Genomic DNA, 19,042 nt, shown 5'->3' on the forward strand with positions numbered 1-19,042 from the left:
AAAAACATGATACAAAGCTGAGTGTATTCTTGATTTAATCGAGCGTGCATTCGGCTTTTATTTTCTTATGCCTAAAGGAGTTGTGTATGTCGGCAGAAAAAACCCATCTTGAAATTTGTAACTTAACCAGAGAGCAATATCCGCAAATTAAAACCTTGATGGATCAAGCGTATCCCGACTTAGGTGGTGCGTGGCCAAGTCATACCATTTTTAGATTAATAGACCAATTTCCTGAAGGGCAAATCGGTATTGTAGATGACGGCGTGCTGGTGGGCTTAGCGCTGAGCGTACAAGTTGATTACACACGTTTTTCAAACCCGCATACATACGAAGATATTGCAGATGGTCACGACCGTGTATTTAGCGATACCGATGGCGATGCGCTATATGGCTTAGATGTTGCCATTAGCGAAACTCACAGAGGCATGCGCTTAGGTCGTCGCCTTTATGATGCCCGTAAAGAACTGTGCCGCCAATATAACCTACGCGCTATTTTAGCGGGTGGTCGTATTCCACGTTATTACAATCACAGTAGTGAAATGACGCCAATGGAATACATTGCAAAAGTAGATCAGAGAGAGCTATACGATCCTATTTTAAGCTTTCAGTTATCTAACGATTTTCAGGTAAAGCGTTTACTTAAAAAGTACCTACCGGAGGATCAAGAGTCAGTTGGTTACGCCACTTTGCTTGAGTGGAATAACATTATGTATGAACCAACCGACACGGTACTCGAGTCAACTAAATCAATTGTGCGCGTAGGTGCTGTGCAATGGCAAATGCGTTGTGTTGAATCGGTTGAAGAAATGCTAAAACAGGTTGAATACTTTGTAGATACCGTATCTGACTACAAAAGTGACTTTATCCTATTCCCTGAGTTTTTTAACGCGCCATTAATGGGCTTAGGAAATCAAAGCAACCAAACTGAAGCGATTCGTTATTTAGCGGAATATACCGAAACGTTTAAAAACGCGATGTCGCGTATGGCAATAGAATACAACGCCAATATTATTACCGGCTCTATGCCGCTTGCCGAAGACGATAAAATTTATAACGTAAGTTATTTATGCCACCGCAGCGGTAAAATAGACGAGCAACGTAAAATACATATTACCCCGCATGAACAAAACGATTGGGTTATTCAAGGCGGCGACAAAATTGCTGTATTTGAAACCGATGCTGGGCGTGTAGGTATTCAAATTTGTTATGACGTAGAGTTTCCTGAGCTTTCACGCATATTAGCAAAACAAGGGTTAGATATTTTGTTCGTCCCATTTTGGACCGACACTAAAAATAGCTACTTACGCGTGCGCCATTGTGCACAAGCGCGTGCAATAGAAAACGAATGTTATGTGGTTATTGCGGGCTCGGTAGGTAACTTACCACAAGTAGAAAGCCTTGATGTGCAGTACTCACAATCGGCTGTGTTAACGCCATCGGACTTTTCGTTCCCGCACGATGCAACACTTAACGAAGCCACACCTAATACAGAAATGCTGTTATTTAGTGACCTTGATATGGATAAGCTTAAAATCCTTCACAGCGAAGGTACAGTGCGTAACTTAAAAGATCGCCGCGAAGATTTATATGAAGTTATATTGAAAAAGAGAGATGTTTAATGGCGTGGATTTATTTGGTTATTGCCGGTTTACTTGAAATTGGCTGGCCGATAGGTTTAAAAATCTCACAAAACTCAGGTACTCGCTGGCAAGGCATAGCAATAGCGGTGGCATTTTTAGTTGCTAGTGGTTTTATGTTGTGGCTTGCTCAAAGGCAAATATCAATGGGCACCTCATACGCCGTGTGGACAGGTATTGGCGCTGCGGGTACGTTTTTAGTGGGTATATTGTTTTATAACGATGCCGCTACATTTGGTCGTATTGCGGGAGTGTTAATGATTATTAGTGGTGTGATAACACTAAAAATCAGCTCTTAATTGGTAATTTGAATAAACGCTTAATTATGAATAGCGCAGGTATAAAAGCCTGCGCTTTTTTATGTTGCCATTAATTCGGCAACATAACCAAAACAGCGGCAATGGCTATGAGTATTAAGCCTGCAGTATCTTGTTTTTTAAGTGGCTGCTTTAACCAAAGTACGGCAATTAGCATGGTAAAAAATACTTCAACCTGTCCAAGTGTTTTAACGTAAGCAACGTGCTGTAAGCTCATTGCACTAAACCAGCCAATAGAGCCAACACAACTAAAAACACTAATAGCGGCTGTAGTGCCTTTGTAGTACCACAATTTACTGAGCGTTTTTGGCTCTTTTAATAATAAATAGCCCAGTAGTATTAGTGTTTGTAAGCTAATTACAAACAGCAAAACCCAAGCGGCTGAGTGGGGAAATAATAATCCTGAATTTAAGCTCGCTTCACGTACCCACAGTGAGGTAAGTGCAAAGCAAGTACCACAAGCAAGGCCTAGTAATGCCGTTTTAGCATTAAAGTGCTTAACGCTTGTTATGCCGCTGAGTAGCAATACGGCAATAGCGCCAAAAAACACACCAAGCCAGCCGAGTAAAGAAAGTGCCGAGCCAAAAAATAATACACCTAAAATAGCAGCCACTAACGCCTCGCTTTTGGCAAGACCAGCACCTACGGCGTAATTATTCATTTTAAATAACTTAACCATTAAACCAGTGGCAAGTATTTGCATAACACTTGCGCCTACAATAAATCCCCAAAAGGCATTATTAAACGTAGGCATGGCGGTATCTTGATATTGATAAAGGCCATATAAATACACGGCAGCAATAGGGCCTGCAATAATAAAGCGGGAGAGGGTTACGCCAGCCACACTCACATCGTTACTTAATTTACTTTGCAGGGCATTACGCCATGCTTGCATGAAGGCGGCTAAAAAAGTGAAAAATATCCAGGTCATGGTCGTCATCGTTAAAATGTAAGGCAGTAAAGTTAACAAGCTTTGTGAAGTAAAGCGATGCATTAACTATGATGTTGAATATTCATCATCTGCGACATTATGTCGCATGGGTTTGAGGATATATTTAGCTATAGTAAGCCTGATGTTATTGTTAGCCGCCAGCGTTTGTCATAAAACGTATCTGGCGGCTTTTTTATTGCGCTTATGCTAAATTATCCGAAACATCAAAAGGATAAATTATGACAACATTAGTTGTATGTGCATTACTTGCGGTATTAATGCCTTACTTTGCAAAAGTGCCGGTTGCTATAGCAATGGCAAAATTAGGTCGATACGACAATAAACATCCAAGGGCGCAACAAAAAAAATTAACCGGCTTTGGTGCACGGGCGCTCGCTGCTCATCAAAACTGTTTTGAATCGCTTGCTGTTTTTGCTGTCGCTATTGCAGTTGTACTGGGCACTAACTCTGTAGGTGCAGTGACCGAAATGTTAGCGGTTACGCATATTGTGTCGCGTATTTTGTATTGCGTTTTTTACTATATGAACCTAGATATAATTCGCTCATTAGTGTGGTTTATTGGCTTGGGTACAGCCATTGCCATGATTGTGGTGAGTTTGTAACTTTATAGCGTAAAACCACAAAGCAAGCAGCCTAAAAGGGCGCTTGCTTTGTAGTCTTGAACAACTCGAGGTGTTAATGCGATACTTTAATTCGCTCTATTAAATCGGTAGGCGCCACTTCACTATTAATCGCAAAATCTAGTTGCACAAGTACATCTTCAAAACCTGAATCTGATGCTTTATATTTCCATTTTGCTAGCGCCTCTTTCGCTGATTTATCAAAAACATCTTTAGGTTTAGATTGAATAACACTAATGTTTTTTGTTTTACCGTTTGCTGCAATATCGTATTTTAATACAACAGAGCCGCTGATCCCTTGTTGAGCTGCTTGTATTGGGTAAGCAGGTTCAATGCGTATTGTTGGTGAAATGTGATCCTCTTTAGTCATTGCTTCTGGTTGCTTTGCAATTGCTAAGCCACTTAGCATGCTTGCGGCTACAAGTAATAAGCCACCTTTAGCAAACTTTGAACGCTCCCCGTTGTGTTTTATATTAGTAAGTCGTTGTAACATGGTTTTTTTATCTCCGTAGTGTGAATAAGCCATAAGTCCTGTGGGCGCATTTGCCGCGCAGTTTATTAAGGCTTTGCTATATAAAATATGTTGTTGTGTGGTTTTATTGCTAAGTACCCGTTCATCACAAGTCAGCTCTTGTAGTCGGCGCATGCTTGCGTAACAAAACCAAGCTAGTGGGTTAAACCAAAGTAAAATAGTAGGTAGTAATATAAGTGCATTTGTTAGGTTGTCTTTGCGTTTTATGTGTACGTTTTCGTGCTCTAAAATAAGCGCTAATGTGGCTTTATCAAACTGGGTATTGTAGTTACTCGGTAACACCAGCTTGCTGTTTAAAATACCGACCACCATTGGCGTGGCTACATGTTGGCTGATATAAGTTTTAACATCAGCGGTAAGAGTGCCTTCAAATTGTGTTAACTCAGTTAACTGCAGGTTTTTAACAAAGCGGGTATGCGTAATAAAGCTAGCTATTAATAACCCTGCGGTAATAAGTACATACATGAGCGCCCAGCTAATACCCATTTCATGTATAAAGGGTTGGTTAGGGGTGATTAAGTAATGGCTAATATTACTATTTTGCAGTGGTTTAATCGCATTTGGTAAATTAGCAATAACCAATGCCGCAGGTAATAGCCATGCTAATTTATATACAAACCGCGAGCCAAGGGCTTTTAAACCAAATCGCTCGAGTAAAATAAATCCACAAAACAAAATGCTTAATAGTAATTGCTGCTCAATCAACCAATTAAAACCAGTTTGAATAACCATGTTAATCCCTTACTTTTGGTTTTTTTCCCAGTCATCTATAACTTTTTTAAGCTCGTTTATATCTTGCTGAGAAAGCTGCTCCGATTTAGCAAAACCACTTACAAGTGGCGCAATACGCCCACTAAAAAAGCGCTCAATAAAGTTTTGGCTTTCTTTTAAGGTGTAGTCGGCGCGCTCCATACACGGCATATAAATATACTGACGACCTTCTTTTTCAAATGTAAGTGCGCCTTTTTTTACTAGTCGACCTAGTAGGGTTTTAATGGTTTTTTCGTGCCATTGCTTATCGTCGCTTAAGCGCTCAATTATTTGGCTCGCGGTGGCGGGGTAGTTAATCCAAAGTGCGTCGAGCACGTCAAACTCTGCTTTTGATAACTCAATCATGCTATTGCCTACAAATGTAATCTTTAATTAAAGACTACACCTGTAATCTGTAATTGCAAGTTTATTTTTAACTTTTTGAGATGTAATTAAGTGACTTGGTATTAGATTTTTGAAATATCGTTTTTATTAATTTGTATATATTGGTTTTCAGGTAGGTTTAGTTTTGAAAGGGTGAGGTCACTAAATTGCACTCTAAATAAATCAATTACTTTATATCCGCAGTAATGCGCCATTTTACGTATTTGTCTGTTTAGCCCTTGTTTTAAAACAATACTAAACTGATTGCTGGCTATTTTATTTACTTCACAAGGCAAGGTTATGTGTTTATCAACTGGTACGCCTGCTGCCATTTTTTTACAAAAAGCATCGTCTAAAGGCTTATTTACGGTGACTAAATAATGTTTAGGCTGGTGGAAGTCAGGATGTATTAGTTGATTACAAAAATCCCCATCGTTGGTCAAAATAAGCAAACCGCGAGAGTCTTTATCTAATCGACCAATAGGGTAAACGCGGGTGAGTGTGGGCAAATGGTGAATAAGGCTGGCTGGGTCATCAATATTTAATTTGCAGTCAATACCTACTGGTTTGTGGTACGCAAAATAAACTAAATCGGCAGCACCTTTAATTTCTTTTTCATTCACTATTACAATGTCTTGCTCATCAACGTGATCTATATGATTCGCTGGGCGATTATTTACAGTCACAACACCTTCATCAATTAAACGCGATGCCTGTTTACGAGAACAAATACCTGCATGGGCAATATATTTAGCGAGTCGGACTTTTGTGCTCATAACGTGTGACGCCAGCGGCTAATAAAAATTTGATCGTGATTATAGCAAAGCTGCGTATCGATAATGTTAAATAACCAGAACTCAGGTTAAATATAAAAAGGTAGCCAAGATGGGTATTAAATTTTCACAGTTAAAAAAGCATGAGCCGCTACAAAAAGTCATTGTTCACTCGTTAGATATGGCGCTTTATCAAGTATCAGTAATGATTAATAACGTTGAATACTATGTAACAGAAGACAGCGGTGAGTTTTTAAGAGCGCTAAGCCCACTGCATGTTCAAAAGCGTTTTGACAAAATAGCGTATGCCGAAATGGTACTGCGCCAAACAAGCGCTTACGACGAAATGTGCGGTCAGCCAGAAAAAACCGGTAGCAATATGCTTGAAGTACCTTACGGTAAAAATAATCTTTATTGATTGAGCTAATTTGCTAGTATCTGCTTTTTAAGGGCGATAAATGTATCAATTAAAAGTAGATAATACCGATGCGTTAAACTCAGCGCTTCGCGCACAAATGGTTGAATTTAACGCCCAGCATTTTGATGCGCAAAGAGTGCCATTAGGCTATAAATTTACTGATGAGCAAGGCGAGCTTGTTGCCGGTATTAGTGGGTGTGTGTTTGGAAATTGGCTGATGATTAGTTGGCTTTGGTGTAGCGATAGTGCGCGAGGTAAAGGGCTTGCAGATAAACTGCTAACGGAACTTGAACAAGTAGCTATTGAGCTAGGTGCAACAACTGCTCAGCTTGATACACTTGATTTTCAAGCAAAACCTTTTTACGAAAAGCGCGGTTATAGTGTTAAGCATCAACTTAATAATTACCCACGCTCAGGTACGCGCTACTTTATGGAAAAGCCGCTTTAAAATTTGAGTTAATTATTTTGCTTTTAGTGGCTCGCCTTCAAAGGTAATTCCTAAAAAAGGCGTTGCCTCTGGTGCTAACATAAAGGTGCGAATGTTCATGTGATCATCCCCTTTAGGGTTTTTCAGCACGTCCTCTCGGTAAAACTTACCAAAGCAATCTAAGGTATTTTGTTTACTTAAATCGTTTAATTTAGCAAATGCAAAAATTTTACATGAACCGTTGTTCTCACTTACAGAGCTAAGTAATCCATGGTTATTAAAGCCGCACGCGGTAAACGTGTAATTTGCCTCAATAACAGCAATAGTATCGGTAAATTGAATGCTTTTTGGGTTTTCTGCAAGGGTTGCTAAGTAGTCATTTAACGTCATTTTTTGTCCTTATATTTTATAATTATTTAGCGCTCAACTCTAGCTCATCTGTTTGCTGATTTATATTGAATTTAAATCGCGATAAAAAGTTCATCCCTAGCAAACCTTGCCCACCTGTGCTTTCAATGCTCAACACTTCAAAACCATAAATAATTTGCGAGCCCACTTTAAACGATTCAATTTGATAACGCTTTACAATAATTTGACCATTCGCTGTATTTACCGTTACATCGCCTAAATACAAAGGCAGTGGCGAAATTTGCTCAATTATACTTGTAGGTAGTGAGGTGATGCTTGCGCCTGTATCAATCATTAGTTCGGTCGATAGATTGTTATTTATTTCGGTGTTTATTAAGTAATGCGCGCCGTAAGGCGTTAAAGCAACAAAGTCGTCTTGCGATTGTGCTTTATTGATCATAGCTTGCAGTGTTTGCACTTGGCTTTTTAGATTGTGCTGGTTTGGCATTCGATCAAGGGTTGCTTGTGCACTAATTAAATCGCCTTGCTGAAAGTAGGCGTACGCAAGCGGATATAAAAACTGCGCGTTATCGCTTTTATAATCAAGCCAAATTTGTGTTTGCTCAATAATAGCTTGCCAATTTTGTTGCTCAGTTAATGTGTGTAATTCGTTTTGAGTGAGCGTATTTAAGCGTGTATTTACGTTGTTTTGCTGATCAGCAGGTTGTAATGAATTAAGCTCAAATAAAGCAATAATGGCGTTTTGTGTTTGCTCGCTATTTATTAAATACTCAACCTGTAAGTTAAGTAATTCTACGTTATAAGGGCTGTTATTTAATAGCGCATTGAGAAATGACTCGCTGAGTAATAAATTGCTATTTAGCCATGTTTTAAGCTGTATCAGCCACGATGAATAAAGGTTTTTTGCACTTTCTGGATTGCTGTTTTTGAGTTGTCGATAGCTACTAAGTGCGGCTTCAAATTGGTGTTGTTTAAATTGCTGCTTTGCCGTATTTAGTAACGTATCTTGTTGTTTAGGCGATATGCTTTGCTGGGCACTTTGCGTTTTTTGTGGTGTAGTTAACGCAGGCTGCGGCCATAATAAATAAGCGTTAAGGCTAAGCGAGCCAATTAATAGCAAGGTGATTAGCTTGGTATAGTGGCTCATTGTGACCTCTTATTTTTAATAGGTTATTTAATAAAGTGCGTTAAGGCATGAATATTGGCTATTTCAATATCGGCCAGCCCTTTATAAGCATAATTGGCGCCTTGATCGTTTAACCATACCGATTGGCAACCGGCATTATTTGCGCCTTGTACGTCGGTATCTAGGCTATCGCCAATATGTAAAATATCGCTTTTAGCAACATTTAAATGTGTGGCTGCTTTATCAAATAGGGTGCTGTGAGGTTTTGCTTTACCGTGCATACCTGCTTGCAGTACGAGTTCAAATTTATCGTGTAAGTTAAAGCGTTCAATTTCAACATTGCCGTTAGTAATTGCAACAAGCGTAAAGTGTTTGGCTAGGTTATCTAGTAAGTTAAGTACGTCATCGCTTACGACTATGTTGCTGCGCGCATCGGCAAAGGCGTTATAGGCGGCATTTGCATGGCGCTCTACTTCATCTGCGGTAAAGCCAAGTTTAGAAAGCGCTAAACGTAGGGTGTGTTTGCGCCATTTAGTTACATCATCCGCGAGATCTGGGTTTTGTATTACGGCAAGTTCTCGGCATAGTTGCCAGTACTTTAGACCTTGCTCTTGATAGCCAGGTAGTGCGTTTAAATAATTTTGTTGGGCTTTAACGGCTGCTTTTATAATAGGGTGGTTACTGTATAACGTGTCGTCTAAATCAAAGCTCATGACAGAAAATGGCTTAATAGCACGATTAAATCGGATCATATTTATTTTCCTAATCAGTTCGTTTTTTTGCGCGAGGGTGAGTGTTGTCGTACACCTTGGCTAAATGCTGAAAATCTAAATGTGTATATACTTGTGTAGCCGACAAACTGCTGTGCCCTAGTAATTCTTGCACGGCGCGTAAATCACCAGATGATTCTAAAATATGTGACGCAAACGAGTGGCGCAGCTTATGCGGGTGAACCTGCGAGCTAATGCCTTGTTTTATTCCCCACTCTTGCATACGCAGGCGCACTTGGCGAATCGAAATACGATTTTTTTGGCTACTTAAAAATACCGCTATTTCATCGGGCTTTGCAAACTGAGGGCGTATTGTGAGCCATTTTTTTAATGCATCTAACGCTTTTTTGCCCACCGGAATTAATCGCTCTTTATTGCCTTTACCACGCACTAAAATTTCGCCATTGGCAGCACTAATATCTTGCATGTTAGCGCCAACTAACTCACTTATACGCAGCCCTGATGAATACATAAGCTCCATCATTGCTTTATCTCTAATTGCGAGAGGCTCGTCGTCGGGTATTTCGAGCAAGCGTGCCATTTGATCCACATCGAGATTTTTAGGTAGGGGCTTTGCAAACTTAGGACCTTTTATACCCACCGCCGGATTATGGTAATGCGATTGCTCGGCAATATTTTTTGCTTTTAAAAACTTATACAAACTACGAATGCAGCTGAGCTTTAAACTAATAGTACGCCCACTTAATTGTTTTGAGCGTAGTGCCATGCTGTAGCGGCGAATATGCTCGCCTTGCACGCCAAACCAGTCGTCACATAATTTGCTAAAATAAAGGGCTGCAAAGCCAAGCTGGCTTACATATTGATTAACTGTGTGCGCTGAATATTGCTTTTCAAACTTTAAATAATCGCTAAATAGCGTTATGGGTGTACGCCAACTGTCGCTTAACTGGGTAGTATTAGGCGCATCGTCACTCATGCTAGTTTTTGCAACCGCAGGTGTAATGCGTTTATAAAGTCGAGCACAAACAGGTTATCTTGAGCGGGCTCAAAGTGGTTTACGTTACTGCTACCAAACGCCAAAATAGCGATAGGGTGTTTAGTGTCGCCAATTAAATAAATAGCGACAGATTGTGTATCTTCACTAAATAATAATTCGCGCTCTTGCTGATTAATACGCCCTAAATAATGCCCAGAATGGGTAAGGCGATGCGCAATAAGTTCGTCGTATTTGGGATTATATTTTACTAATTTGCAGTCGTTAACATCTTCACTTGAGCAAATTATATTGCGTAGATTATTTGCAAGAGTGTCAAAATCGTCATGATTCCAAAGTTGGCGATGACACTGGCTAAACAAACGATATACAAGCTCGTTTTGCGTTGCATGCTTGCTCATAGCGTCTATTTGGTTTTTTAAAAGCGTGTTGTGCTCGCGTAATTGGCGTTGCTGAATATGTACCAGCGACGTTGCACCTTGAGCTTGCTGTTGCAGCTCAAGTTGTGTGAGTAGCTCCGGGTGTTGAACCAAAAAATCAGGATGTTGATGTAAGTAATCAATAACCTGTTCTTTACTTAGCTCGCTCATAGCGCTACTTGCCCGTCGAACACATGCTCTGCGGGGCCAGTCATGCGTACTGGGTGACCTTCGCCACTCCAACGTACTTGTAAGCTACCGCCTGGTAAATCTACTTGAACGGTTGTTGATAACTTATTTTGCATATGACCAATAACCATTGCTGCACACGCACCTGTACCACAGGCTAGGGTTTCGTTAACGCCGCGCTCCCACACTCTTAATTTAATGTGTTCTTGCGACACAACTTGCATAAAGCCAATGTTCGCTTTTTGCGGAAAACGTTCGTGGTTTTCAAGTAATGGACCCAATATATCAACTTGCGCGGTGGTTACGTCGTCAACCTCTAGCACGCAATGCGGGTTACCCATAGATACCGCGCCACTAAATACAGTGTGTTCTTCGGTTCTAATAATATAAGTAAGCTCACGCTTGCTCGCTTTTAGAGGGATTTTACTAGGCTCAAAATTTGGATGACCCATGTTAACCGTTACTTGACCGTCTTTTTCTATGTAGAGCGTTAAGTTGCCCGACTTGGTCGACACCGTAATTTTATGCTTGTTAGTAAGGCCCTTCATACGTACAAAGCGGGCAAAACAGCGTGCGCCGTTACCGCATTGTTCTACTTCGGTACCATCGGCATTAAATATTCGATAATGAAAGTCGAGATCAGGAGAGTATGGCGCTTCAACCATTAGCAATTGGTCAAAGCCAATGCCAAAATGGCGATCTGCCAGTTTTTTGATTTGATCTCGCGACAAAAAAACATTTTGTGTAATGTTATCAATCACAACAAAGTCGTTGCCTAAGCCGTGCATTTTGGAAAAATTAACTAACATAGCGCTCTAATTCGGTTTTGCTCTGTGCTAATCATGCCACAGAGCAGCTAGTAGACAAAAACGTTTATGGTAAAACTTTCTCACCCTGATAAAGGCTTTCAATAGTTTCGCGTTCACGAATAAGATGATGCTGCTGACCATCTACCATTATTTCTGCAACACGCGGGCGCGAGTTGTAGTTTGAACTCATGGTAAAGCCATACGCACCAGCACTTCGCTGTGCGAGTAAGTCGCCTTGTTTAAGCGCTAGTTCACGATCTTTTCCTAAAAAGTCGCCGGTTTCGCACACCGGACCCACAATATCAAAGTTGTGAGTCGGTGTTTCGTCGTCGCGAACTGATACCGGAATGATTTTTTGCCATGCTTGATAAAGCGCAGGGCGAAGCATGTCGTTCATACCTGCATCTACAATGGCAAAAAATTTGTCTTGGTTTTGTTTAATAAATTCAACTTGAGTAACTAAAATACCTGCGTTAGCTGCAATAGCGCGCCCTGGTTCAAAAATAAGTTCAAGATGTTTGTAGTTAGCTAAGCGTTCGGTTACTTGCGCTGCATATTCACTTGGGTGTGGTGGTTGCTCATTGTTATATGGCACGCCTAAACCGCCACCAATATCTAAGTGAGTTAGCTCAATACCATTAGTTTTTAGCTCATCAATAAGCGCCATGAGTTTATCAAGGGCTTCTAAAAATGGTTTAACTTCAGTTAATTGAGAGCCAATATGGCAATCAACACCAATAATTTTTAAACCAGGTAAAGCCGCTGCTTGCTGATAAACACTCAGCGCAGTTTGTATATCAATACCAAATTTATTTTCTTTTAAACCAGTAGAAATATACGGATGTGTTTTTGCATCTATGTCGGGGTTTACGCGAATAGAAATAGGCGCTTCTAGGTTAAGCTCACAAGCCACTTCAGAAATACGCTCAAGCTCAGAGGCTGATTCAACGTTAAAACATTTAATCCCCAATTTTAATGCGTAAGCTATTTCGTCAGACGTTTTAGCCACGCCCGAAAAAACCACTTTAGAGGCATCGCCTCCCGCTTTAATTACACGTGCCAGTTCGCCTTTGGATACAATATCGAAACCCGATCCTAAGCGCGCTAATATATTAAGCACGGCTATATTTGAGTTTGCTTTAACGGCGTAACATACCAAGCTTTTATGATTCTTAGTGGCGTTAGCAAACGCTAAATAATGGCGCTCAAATGTAGCTCGCGAGTACACATAACACGGCGTACCGTATTGCTGCGCTATGCTTGCCACACTGACGTCTTCGGCAAATAATTGGTTGTTTTTGTAGTTAAAATAATCCATTTATTGCTCCTGACTTTGCGATATTTTGGCTTGCTCAGCGGTAGTGGCTGGTTTAGCTGTATTTTGAGGTTGGTTTTGCTCTGTTTGTTGCTCTGGTAAATATAACGGACCGCTTTGTCCGCAGCCAGCTAAGGCGCTTAACAGTACAGTGCTTATTAATAGTTTTTTTAATTGTAAGGTATGTGTCGCTTTCATTAGATTAATACGGTTGCTGGCTTTATAATCGCAGAGTAACAGAATATCTAAAAAATGCAGCTATTCGCGGATGATTTTATTCCTGTTACACTAGCTGCACACTTTTAAAGCTAAAACGTACCCAATATTAGGCGGCTCGCCTGCAAAGGAAATAACAATGACTGAACACGAATATCACCAATTAGCCGAAGCTCTTATGTTCACTATTGAAGAGCAGGTTGATGATTGCGAAGCTGATTTAGATTACGAATCGGCACAAGGTATTTTAGAAATTATTTTTCCTGATAAAAGTAAAATAGTGATTAACAAGCAAGCACCTCTTCATCAAGTATGGGTTGCGACTAAGTTTAACGGACATCATTTTGAAATGCGTGATGGGTTATGGATTGATAACCGTTCTGGCGCTGAATTTTGGGCGTTTATAAATGAAGCCTCAACTCGCCAAGCAGGCCAAGAAGTTAAGTGGCAATCATCACTATGAGTTTAGATTTTGTAGAATATGCAGCCCAAAGTGAGCACAAAGCAACGGTTATTTGGTTACATGGTTTAGGTGACTCTGGGGATGGTTTTGCGCCAGTAGCTCCGCAGCTTAATTTACCAAGTGAGCTTGGTATACGGTTTGTTTTTCCGCATGCGCCAGTGCAGCCGGTCACCATAAATGGTGGTATGGAAATGCGCTCTTGGTACGATATTAAATCTATAGAATTAGATAAGCGTGCCGATGAACAAGGCGTAAGGGATTCGGCTGCAAAGGTAGAAGAGTTAATTAATACAGAAATTGCTAATGGCATACCTGCTAATAAAATTATCTTAGCTGGTTTTTCTCAAGGTGGTGTTGTGTCTCTGCATTTAGCACCGCGCTTTGAGCAAAAGCTTGGGGGTGTTATGGCGCTTTCTACTTATATGTGTGTGCCGCAAAAATTTGCTGATGAAGCAAAGCATACTGATTTAAACGTATTTATGGCTCATGGTAGCCAAGATAACGTTGTACCGCATAGTGCGGGAAGAAGTGCGTTTGAAGTATTAACAGCACATAACATGGATGTAAGCTGGCAAGAATACCCAATGGCTCACCAAGTTTGCGCAGAAGAATTGCAAGCTATTCGCCAATGGTTAATTGCTCGTTTAAGCTAATTTTGGAACCGCTGAGGTCAATATGAGTCAAAAAATAGTTATTAAAGCAAATGTTAAACGCGAACTACAAGAGAGTGTACCAACGGTAAGCTACGAGTGGAATTGGCGTCGTATTGTGAGTATTGCTATGTTGGTATTAATGACCTCTGCAGCAGTTGTGTATGGCTTAACAACGTCAGCCAGTGCAGAGCAAGGTGAGCATCCAAATGAGCAGGAGCAATTTTTAAGCTTTAGCAGTAACGCTCAAAACCAGACAAACGTTGAAGTAACGGATGTTGAGTCTGAATCATCAATAAACAATACCCCTAATGAGCCTGCAGAGGTAATGCAATCTCGGATTGAACTGTTGCCAGCTGAGCAAAATGAGGCTCAACTAAGCATTTCAAGTAATACATCTGATGACGCTGAGCTTGTAAATAATCCCCCTGTTTTATTGGCTAACAACGATAGTGTTACTGAACAAAGCGAAAGCATTAATACAGAGTTAAACTCAAACCTTGATAATGATGTGCAAGAAGAAACCGCAGAAGCTCAAAACGTAGCTGAGCTAGCCAGTCAAAGCGACTTACTTTTAGAGTTAGAAAGTGATGATGGCGCATTGAGTGGCACTGAAGGTTTTTCGCCGACAGCACAAGTGGCAAGTGTGGCTTTGGGCGCGCAAATAGACACGGGTAAAATTAGCCGTGCGGTACTTACTCGTAAAGTAAGTAAGCGTGAGCCCACTAATGTGTTTGCTGCTGATATTAGATTAAGTCAGTTTGATGAAGGCGTATCGTTTTTTAGTGAGATTAAAAATCTTCAGGGCCAGCAAGTTAAGCATGTTTGGTCGTTTGAAGGTGAAACTATGGCTGAAATTACACTTAACGTTACTTCGCCTCGCTACAGAACGTACTCAACAAAAAATATCATGGACACACAAACAGGCCATTGGCGTGTTGATGTAGTTGATGAGCAAGGCAATTTAATTGCCCAAAAAGAGTTTAGAATTTTAGCTGACTAAAACTAGCTAAACGCAGTAATTAATTGGATACCCCTATGACAGAAAAAACAAAATTAGTACGCATCGCAACGCGCAAAAGCGCCTTAGCACTTTGGCAGGCCGAATTTGTAAAAGCAGAGCTTGAGCGTTTTCATGCAGATGTGCGCGTAGAATTAGTCCCAATGTCGACGCAAGGGGATATAATTTTAGATACGCCATTGGCTAAAATTGGCGGTAAAGGCTTATTTGTTAAAGAGCTAGAGCAAGCTATGTTAGATGGCCGAGCTGATATTGCCGTGCATTCTATGAAGGACGTGCCAGTAGAGTTCCCAGACGGATTAGAGCTGTATACTATTTGTGAGCGTGAAGATCCGCGTGATGCGTTTGTATCAAACAATTTTGCAAATTTAAACGAGCTACCACAGGGCGCCATTGTGGGTACTTCGAGCTTACGCCGCCAGTGCCAAATTAAAGCACTTCGCCCTGATTTAGATATTCGTGATTTGCGCGGTAATGTAAATACGCGTTTAGGTAAATTAGATGATGGCCAATACGATGCTATTATTTTAGCGGCAGCGGGGCTTATTCGTTTAAAAATGAGTAAGCGTATTGCTGACTACATTGAGCCAGAAGTGTCATTACCGGCAAATGGACAAGGCGCTGTAGGTATTGAATGTCGTATTGATGATGAAGTAACAAAAGCATTACTTGCACCACTTGAGCATACCCAAACACGTATTCGCGTAAACGCAGAGCGTTCGATGAACCGCTATTTAGAAGGTGGTTGCCAAGTTCCTATTGGTGCTTATGCATTAGTTGATGGCGAGCAGGTACATTTGCGTGGTTTAGTGGGGGCTGTTGATGGCAGCGAAATTTTACGTGACGAAGTAACAGGTCATGTAAATGACGCAGAAGAACTAGGTATTGAGCTTGCTAAAAAATTACTAGCTCAAGGCGCAGACAAAATATTAGCTGAAGTTTATAGAGACGCATAAATGACACATATTCTGATAACTCGGCCCGAAGGAAAAGGCGCAGCCCTTGCACAGCAATTAGAGCAAGCGGGTTATCAGGCGTCTTTATTTCCGGTATTAAAAATAACTCATTTAACACCCTCCAGCACTGAGCTTAGTCCGCTGTTAAATGCAGATAAAATAATATTTATATCGCAAGATGCAGTCAGTGCACTTTCGCAATTAAAACCCGATATAAATACCAAAGCGCAGTTTTATGCGGTTGGACAACAAACAGCCGACATTATATATGAGCAATTTGGTGCGCGCGCAGCAGTACCAAAGCAGTATGATTCAGAAGGGTTGCTTGCGCTCAAATCACTCGCCGAGGTTGATGGCAGTAATATAGTGTTAGTTAAGGGGCAAGGTGGCCGCCCTGAGTTAGCTAAAACGCTAAAAGAGCGCGGTGCTTTTTTAAATAATTGCGTTGTGTACAAACGTGAACCCACAGAGAGTATTACCCCTAACTGGACAGACCACTGGAAAAGCCAGAATGTACACGGTATAGTCATAACAAGTAATGCAGCAGTTGATGCTATATTTAAAAGCCTTACTGCACACCAACTACAATGGTTACAACAGTGCCGATTTTATGTTGCAAGCGAGCGGATAGCCGCTTATTTAAAGTTGCAACAGGTAAGTTCGGCTAATATACACATTGCAGCAGGGGCTAGCGATAATGCTATGTTTACCTGCATAAATCAGCAAGGTAGCAACATGAGCGAACAGTCAAAGCCAGTTACGGCAGAAAAAGCCACATCAACAATAGCTAACCCGGCCTCAGCTAAATCAGCTAAGCAAGAGCCAGCAGCTACAAAAAATACGACAGAAAAAAACAAACAAAAGGTAAGTAAGGTTGCAGCACTTGCGCTTCTTATTTCGTTAATTGTGGCCTCTGGTGTTGGATACGAGTTTTATCAAAAATTAAATGCTGGTAAGGCGCAAAACCTAGCCGTTAATGAGTTAAGCGAGCAAAATAAGTTACTCGTTCAAGAGCTGCAAGCACTTAAATCGGCGCAATCTAATTTGCAGCAAGCGCTGTTTAATAGTGAGAAAAAAGTAGCCGCAACCCTAAGTGAAAGTGCAGCTCAAAATCAGCAAGAGCTAAAAGCAGCCCTGCAAAAAGCGCAGCAACAAGGCTCGTCTTTAAACCCACAAGAAGTAACCAGCTTACAGCGTATGGCTGAATTTAAACTATGGGCTGAAAAAGATTACCAAGGCACTAGTGCTGTTTTAAAGCGCTTAGATGCATTACTTAGCGAACACCCAGGAACAGTTGAAGTTCGCCAAGCTATTATGCAAGACATACAAACACTTGATAGCCTTAAACCTATAGCAACAGAGGCTATTTATTTACAGCTAAACAGTGCACTTAATAGCGTTGATAATTTAGTTTTTAATGCGGTTAACTTGCCAGAAGAAGCGGCTGCAATAGATGAAAATGCTTTAAGTGATGACGTGAGTGATTGGCAGCAAAACCTGAGTAATAGCTGGAATAAAATTGTGGATAGCTTTATTACTATTCGCCAGCACGAAGGTGTTTCCATTGAGCCATTACTTACAGATCAAGAGCGCCATTTAATTAATCAACGAATCAAGCTTAATATAACTCAGGCACAAGATGCACTTATGAGTAAGCAGGCGAGTATTTTCTTTAGCGCCTTAAGTGAAGCAAAACGTTTAGTTGGTGAGTACTTTAAGCAAGACGATGATGCAACCAAAACGGTACTTAAAGCGTTGTCTAAACTCGAAAAAGAGCAGCTTAATTTTAATCCAAAAATAACCTTAAATAGTACACAAAAGGTTAAGGAGTGGGCGCAATGATAGGGCTAATTATTTTAATTGTAGCTATTGTTGTTGTACTAGCGGTTACTCCATTTGTGCTAGATGAAAAAGGTTATGTACTTATTTCATTTAACAATACGACGATAGAAGGCACGATAGTATCGTTTTGTATAATGGCAGTCATTACCGCTGTTGTTTTATATTTAACATATAAGCTAATCCGCTACTTATTATCGATTTATCATAATACTAAACATGGCTTTTTTGCACGTAGCCAAGAGCGCAAACAAGTAGCTATTGAGCAGGCTCTGTGGAGTGCTATTAATGATGATTATGAGCATGTAGAGCAGGCTCTATCGGGTAATAGCGTACCAGATAAGTTTGAAGATATTCGCTTAGCATTACTTGCAAAAGCAGCGCTTGCCAATAATCAAACAGATAAAGCACTTGAGCGTTTATTTGAAATAAGCCCAGAGCATCAATTAAAAGTAGCAAAGCTATGGTTGGCAAGTGGCGACAGTAGCGCGATTGAATCACAAATGCGTATTAGCGCAGAAGCTAAAAAAACCACCGCACTTGAATTAAAACTTTATGCAGAAGTATTAGTACAGCAACAACACTTTAGTGCGCTGGAAGATTTTTTGCCGCGTTTATTACGCAAAAAAGCACTTACTGATGCACAGTGGACGCAGTTATTTAGTGCCTACTTTAATGCGTTAGATGCAGACAAACTGAGTGAAAAATATAAACAGCTACCGAAAAAGCTGCAAGCTCATGCCCACACCGCATATTTAATGCAAATGGCGCAAGCAGGTCAATTGGCTGCTATTGAAAGTGACTTAATTAAAATGGTTAAGCACAATGAGCAACACTTAGAGCTTGCCAATATATTAAGTAAAGCAACAGCAGCCGATGCGCCTAAGTTGCAAATAAACATACAAGAACGCCTTAAAAAGGATGATTCAAATAATTCACTATTACTTGCGCTGGCTTGCCTTGCTAATGCTAAAGGTGATTATGACTTAGCAGCTAGAATTTTTGATAAAGCACTGAATAGTGACAATAAAAAACAGTTCTCTGAACAAGCTGTTTTAAGTTATAAAAATAGTGCACAAGCAGAAAAGGCGCTCGTTTTATATCAATAAATGACTACACTATAACTACTTAGCAT

23 protein-coding genes are annotated in these 19,042 nt (G+C 40.5%); 11 read left to right on the forward strand and 12 right to left on the reverse strand.

Translation table 11 applies throughout. From position 1 onward, the window contains the following. Window positions 1-86: 86 nt before the first annotated feature. Both QL995_RS18255 and QL995_RS18260 read left to right on the forward strand, forming a co-directional pair. Window positions 87-1,619, forward strand: a complete 1,533-nt coding sequence (locus QL995_RS18255; RefSeq protein WP_010554553.1) for a bifunctional GNAT family N-acetyltransferase/carbon-nitrogen hydrolase family protein — start codon at window positions 87-89, stop codon at window positions 1,617-1,619. Further along, on the forward strand, window positions 1,619-1,936 hold the full coding sequence (locus QL995_RS18260; RefSeq protein WP_290294786.1) for a multidrug efflux SMR transporter: 318 nt from the start codon (window positions 1,619-1,621) through the stop codon (window positions 1,934-1,936). The genes QL995_RS18255 and QL995_RS18260 overlap by 1 nt, the downstream gene beginning before the upstream one ends. Before the next feature lie 70 nt (window positions 1,937-2,006). Here QL995_RS18260 and QL995_RS18265 read toward each other — a convergent pair whose 3' ends face one another. Continuing rightward, window positions 2,007-2,885, reverse strand: coding sequence for a DMT family transporter (locus QL995_RS18265; RefSeq protein WP_290294787.1), 879 nt, complete (start codon window positions 2,883-2,885; stop codon window positions 2,007-2,009). 239 nt (window positions 2,886-3,124) lie between these two features. Here QL995_RS18265 and QL995_RS18270 point away from each other — a divergent pair, with 239 nt between their 5' ends. Then, window positions 3,125-3,508, forward strand: a complete 384-nt coding sequence (locus tag QL995_RS18270) for an MAPEG family protein (RefSeq protein ID WP_010554555.1) — start codon at window positions 3,125-3,127, stop codon at window positions 3,506-3,508. Window positions 3,509-3,581: 73 nt separating this feature from the next. On the opposite strand, the gene QL995_RS18275 is transcribed toward QL995_RS18270, so the two are convergent. From QL995_RS18275 to QL995_RS18285, 3 genes are all read right to left on the reverse strand, one after another. Continuing rightward, window positions 3,582-4,790 (reverse strand): M56 family metallopeptidase, encoded by a 1,209-nt coding sequence (locus QL995_RS18275; RefSeq protein ID WP_290294788.1) that lies wholly within the window; start codon window positions 4,788-4,790, stop codon window positions 3,582-3,584. A 9-nt stretch (window positions 4,791-4,799) separates the two neighbouring features. After that, on the reverse strand, window positions 4,800-5,174 hold the full coding sequence (locus tag QL995_RS18280) for a BlaI/MecI/CopY family transcriptional regulator (protein WP_007580531.1): 375 nt from the start codon (window positions 5,172-5,174) through the stop codon (window positions 4,800-4,802). A gap of 101 nt (window positions 5,175-5,275) precedes the next feature. After that, the gene (locus tag QL995_RS18285; RefSeq protein ID WP_197103193.1) at window positions 5,276-5,968 is read right to left on the reverse strand and encodes a pseudouridine synthase; all 693 of its coding nucleotides are present in this window, start codon (window positions 5,966-5,968) and stop codon (window positions 5,276-5,278) included. 109 nt (window positions 5,969-6,077) lie between these two features. On the opposite strand from QL995_RS18285, the gene QL995_RS18290 reads away from it, so the two are divergent. Both QL995_RS18290 and QL995_RS18295 read left to right on the forward strand, forming a co-directional pair. Continuing rightward, on the forward strand, window positions 6,078-6,383 hold the full coding sequence (locus QL995_RS18290; RefSeq protein ID WP_024589642.1) for a DUF6482 family protein: 306 nt from the start codon (window positions 6,078-6,080) through the stop codon (window positions 6,381-6,383). Between the two features lie 40 nt (window positions 6,384-6,423). Further along, entirely contained in the window at window positions 6,424-6,831 is a 408-nt protein-coding gene (locus QL995_RS18295) for a GNAT family N-acetyltransferase (protein ID WP_290294789.1), read from the forward strand. Between the two features lie 12 nt (window positions 6,832-6,843). Here QL995_RS18295 and QL995_RS18300 read toward each other — a convergent pair whose 3' ends face one another. The 8 genes from QL995_RS18300 to QL995_RS18335 all read right to left on the reverse strand — a co-directional run bounded on the left by QL995_RS18300 (window position 6,844) and on the right by QL995_RS18335 (window position 12,960). Next, entirely contained in the window at window positions 6,844-7,200 is a 357-nt protein-coding gene (locus tag QL995_RS18300) for a HopJ type III effector protein (protein ID WP_222713931.1), read from the reverse strand. A 22-nt stretch (window positions 7,201-7,222) separates the two neighbouring features. Next, window positions 7,223-8,326 carry a retroviral-like aspartic protease family protein gene (locus QL995_RS18305; protein WP_290294790.1) on the reverse strand — a complete coding sequence of 368 codons (1,104 nt, stop codon included), beginning with the start codon at window positions 8,324-8,326 and terminating at the stop codon, window positions 7,223-7,225. A 23-nt stretch (window positions 8,327-8,349) separates the two neighbouring features. Continuing rightward, window positions 8,350-9,057, reverse strand: coding sequence for an HAD-IA family hydrolase (locus QL995_RS18310; RefSeq protein WP_197152268.1), 708 nt, complete (start codon window positions 9,055-9,057; stop codon window positions 8,350-8,352). Window positions 9,058-9,067: 10 nt separating this feature from the next. Next, complete coding sequence (locus tag QL995_RS18315; RefSeq protein ID WP_010554563.1) at window positions 9,068-10,012, reverse strand: tyrosine recombinase XerC; 945 nt, start codon at window positions 10,010-10,012, stop codon at window positions 9,068-9,070. Beyond that, window positions 10,009-10,620, reverse strand: coding sequence for a DUF484 family protein (locus tag QL995_RS18320; RefSeq protein ID WP_290294791.1), 612 nt, complete (start codon window positions 10,618-10,620; stop codon window positions 10,009-10,011). Before QL995_RS18320 ends, QL995_RS18315 begins: the two co-directional genes overlap by 4 nt. Continuing rightward, entirely contained in the window at window positions 10,617-11,447 is an 831-nt protein-coding gene (dapF, locus tag QL995_RS18325; protein ID WP_024589649.1) for a diaminopimelate epimerase, read from the reverse strand. The genes QL995_RS18320 and dapF overlap by 4 nt, the downstream gene beginning before the upstream one ends. A 64-nt stretch (window positions 11,448-11,511) precedes the next feature. Continuing rightward, window positions 11,512-12,765, reverse strand: a complete 1,254-nt coding sequence (lysA, locus tag QL995_RS18330) for a diaminopimelate decarboxylase (RefSeq protein WP_290294792.1) — start codon at window positions 12,763-12,765, stop codon at window positions 11,512-11,514. Next, window positions 12,766-12,960, reverse strand: coding sequence for a lipoprotein (locus tag QL995_RS18335; protein ID WP_007580552.1), 195 nt, complete (start codon window positions 12,958-12,960; stop codon window positions 12,766-12,768). Between the two features lie 157 nt (window positions 12,961-13,117). Between QL995_RS18335 and cyaY the strand changes: the two genes are divergently transcribed. The 6 genes from cyaY to QL995_RS18365 are packed head-to-tail and all read left to right on the forward strand — an operon-like array spanning window position 13,118 to window position 19,016. Further along, a complete protein-coding gene (cyaY, locus tag QL995_RS18340; protein WP_002960979.1) occupies window positions 13,118-13,441 on the forward strand; it encodes an iron donor protein CyaY in 324 nt (107 codons plus the stop codon). Further along, window positions 13,438-14,094, forward strand: coding sequence for a dienelactone hydrolase family protein (locus tag QL995_RS18345; protein ID WP_290294794.1), 657 nt, complete (start codon window positions 13,438-13,440; stop codon window positions 14,092-14,094). Before cyaY ends, QL995_RS18345 begins: the two co-directional genes overlap by 4 nt. Before the next feature lie 22 nt (window positions 14,095-14,116). Continuing rightward, the gene (locus QL995_RS18350; protein ID WP_290294795.1) at window positions 14,117-15,094 is read left to right on the forward strand and encodes a DUF2914 domain-containing protein; all 978 of its coding nucleotides are present in this window, start codon (window positions 14,117-14,119) and stop codon (window positions 15,092-15,094) included. Between the two features lie 35 nt (window positions 15,095-15,129). Beyond that, complete coding sequence (hemC, locus tag QL995_RS18355; protein WP_007580559.1) at window positions 15,130-16,068, forward strand: hydroxymethylbilane synthase; 939 nt, start codon at window positions 15,130-15,132, stop codon at window positions 16,066-16,068. Then, window positions 16,069-17,910 (forward strand): uroporphyrinogen-III C-methyltransferase, encoded by a 1,842-nt coding sequence (locus QL995_RS18360; protein ID WP_290294796.1) that lies wholly within the window; start codon window positions 16,069-16,071, stop codon window positions 17,908-17,910. Continuing rightward, window positions 17,907-19,016 carry a heme biosynthesis HemY N-terminal domain-containing protein gene (locus QL995_RS18365; protein WP_290294797.1) on the forward strand — a complete coding sequence of 370 codons (1,110 nt, stop codon included), beginning with the start codon at window positions 17,907-17,909 and terminating at the stop codon, window positions 19,014-19,016. The genes QL995_RS18360 and QL995_RS18365 overlap by 4 nt, the downstream gene beginning before the upstream one ends. Window positions 19,017-19,042: the final 26 nt, after the last annotated feature.

Source organism: Pseudoalteromonas sp. APC 3358 (assembly GCF_030408075.1).
Lineage (GTDB): Bacteria > Pseudomonadota > Gammaproteobacteria > Enterobacterales > Alteromonadaceae > Pseudoalteromonas > Pseudoalteromonas arctica.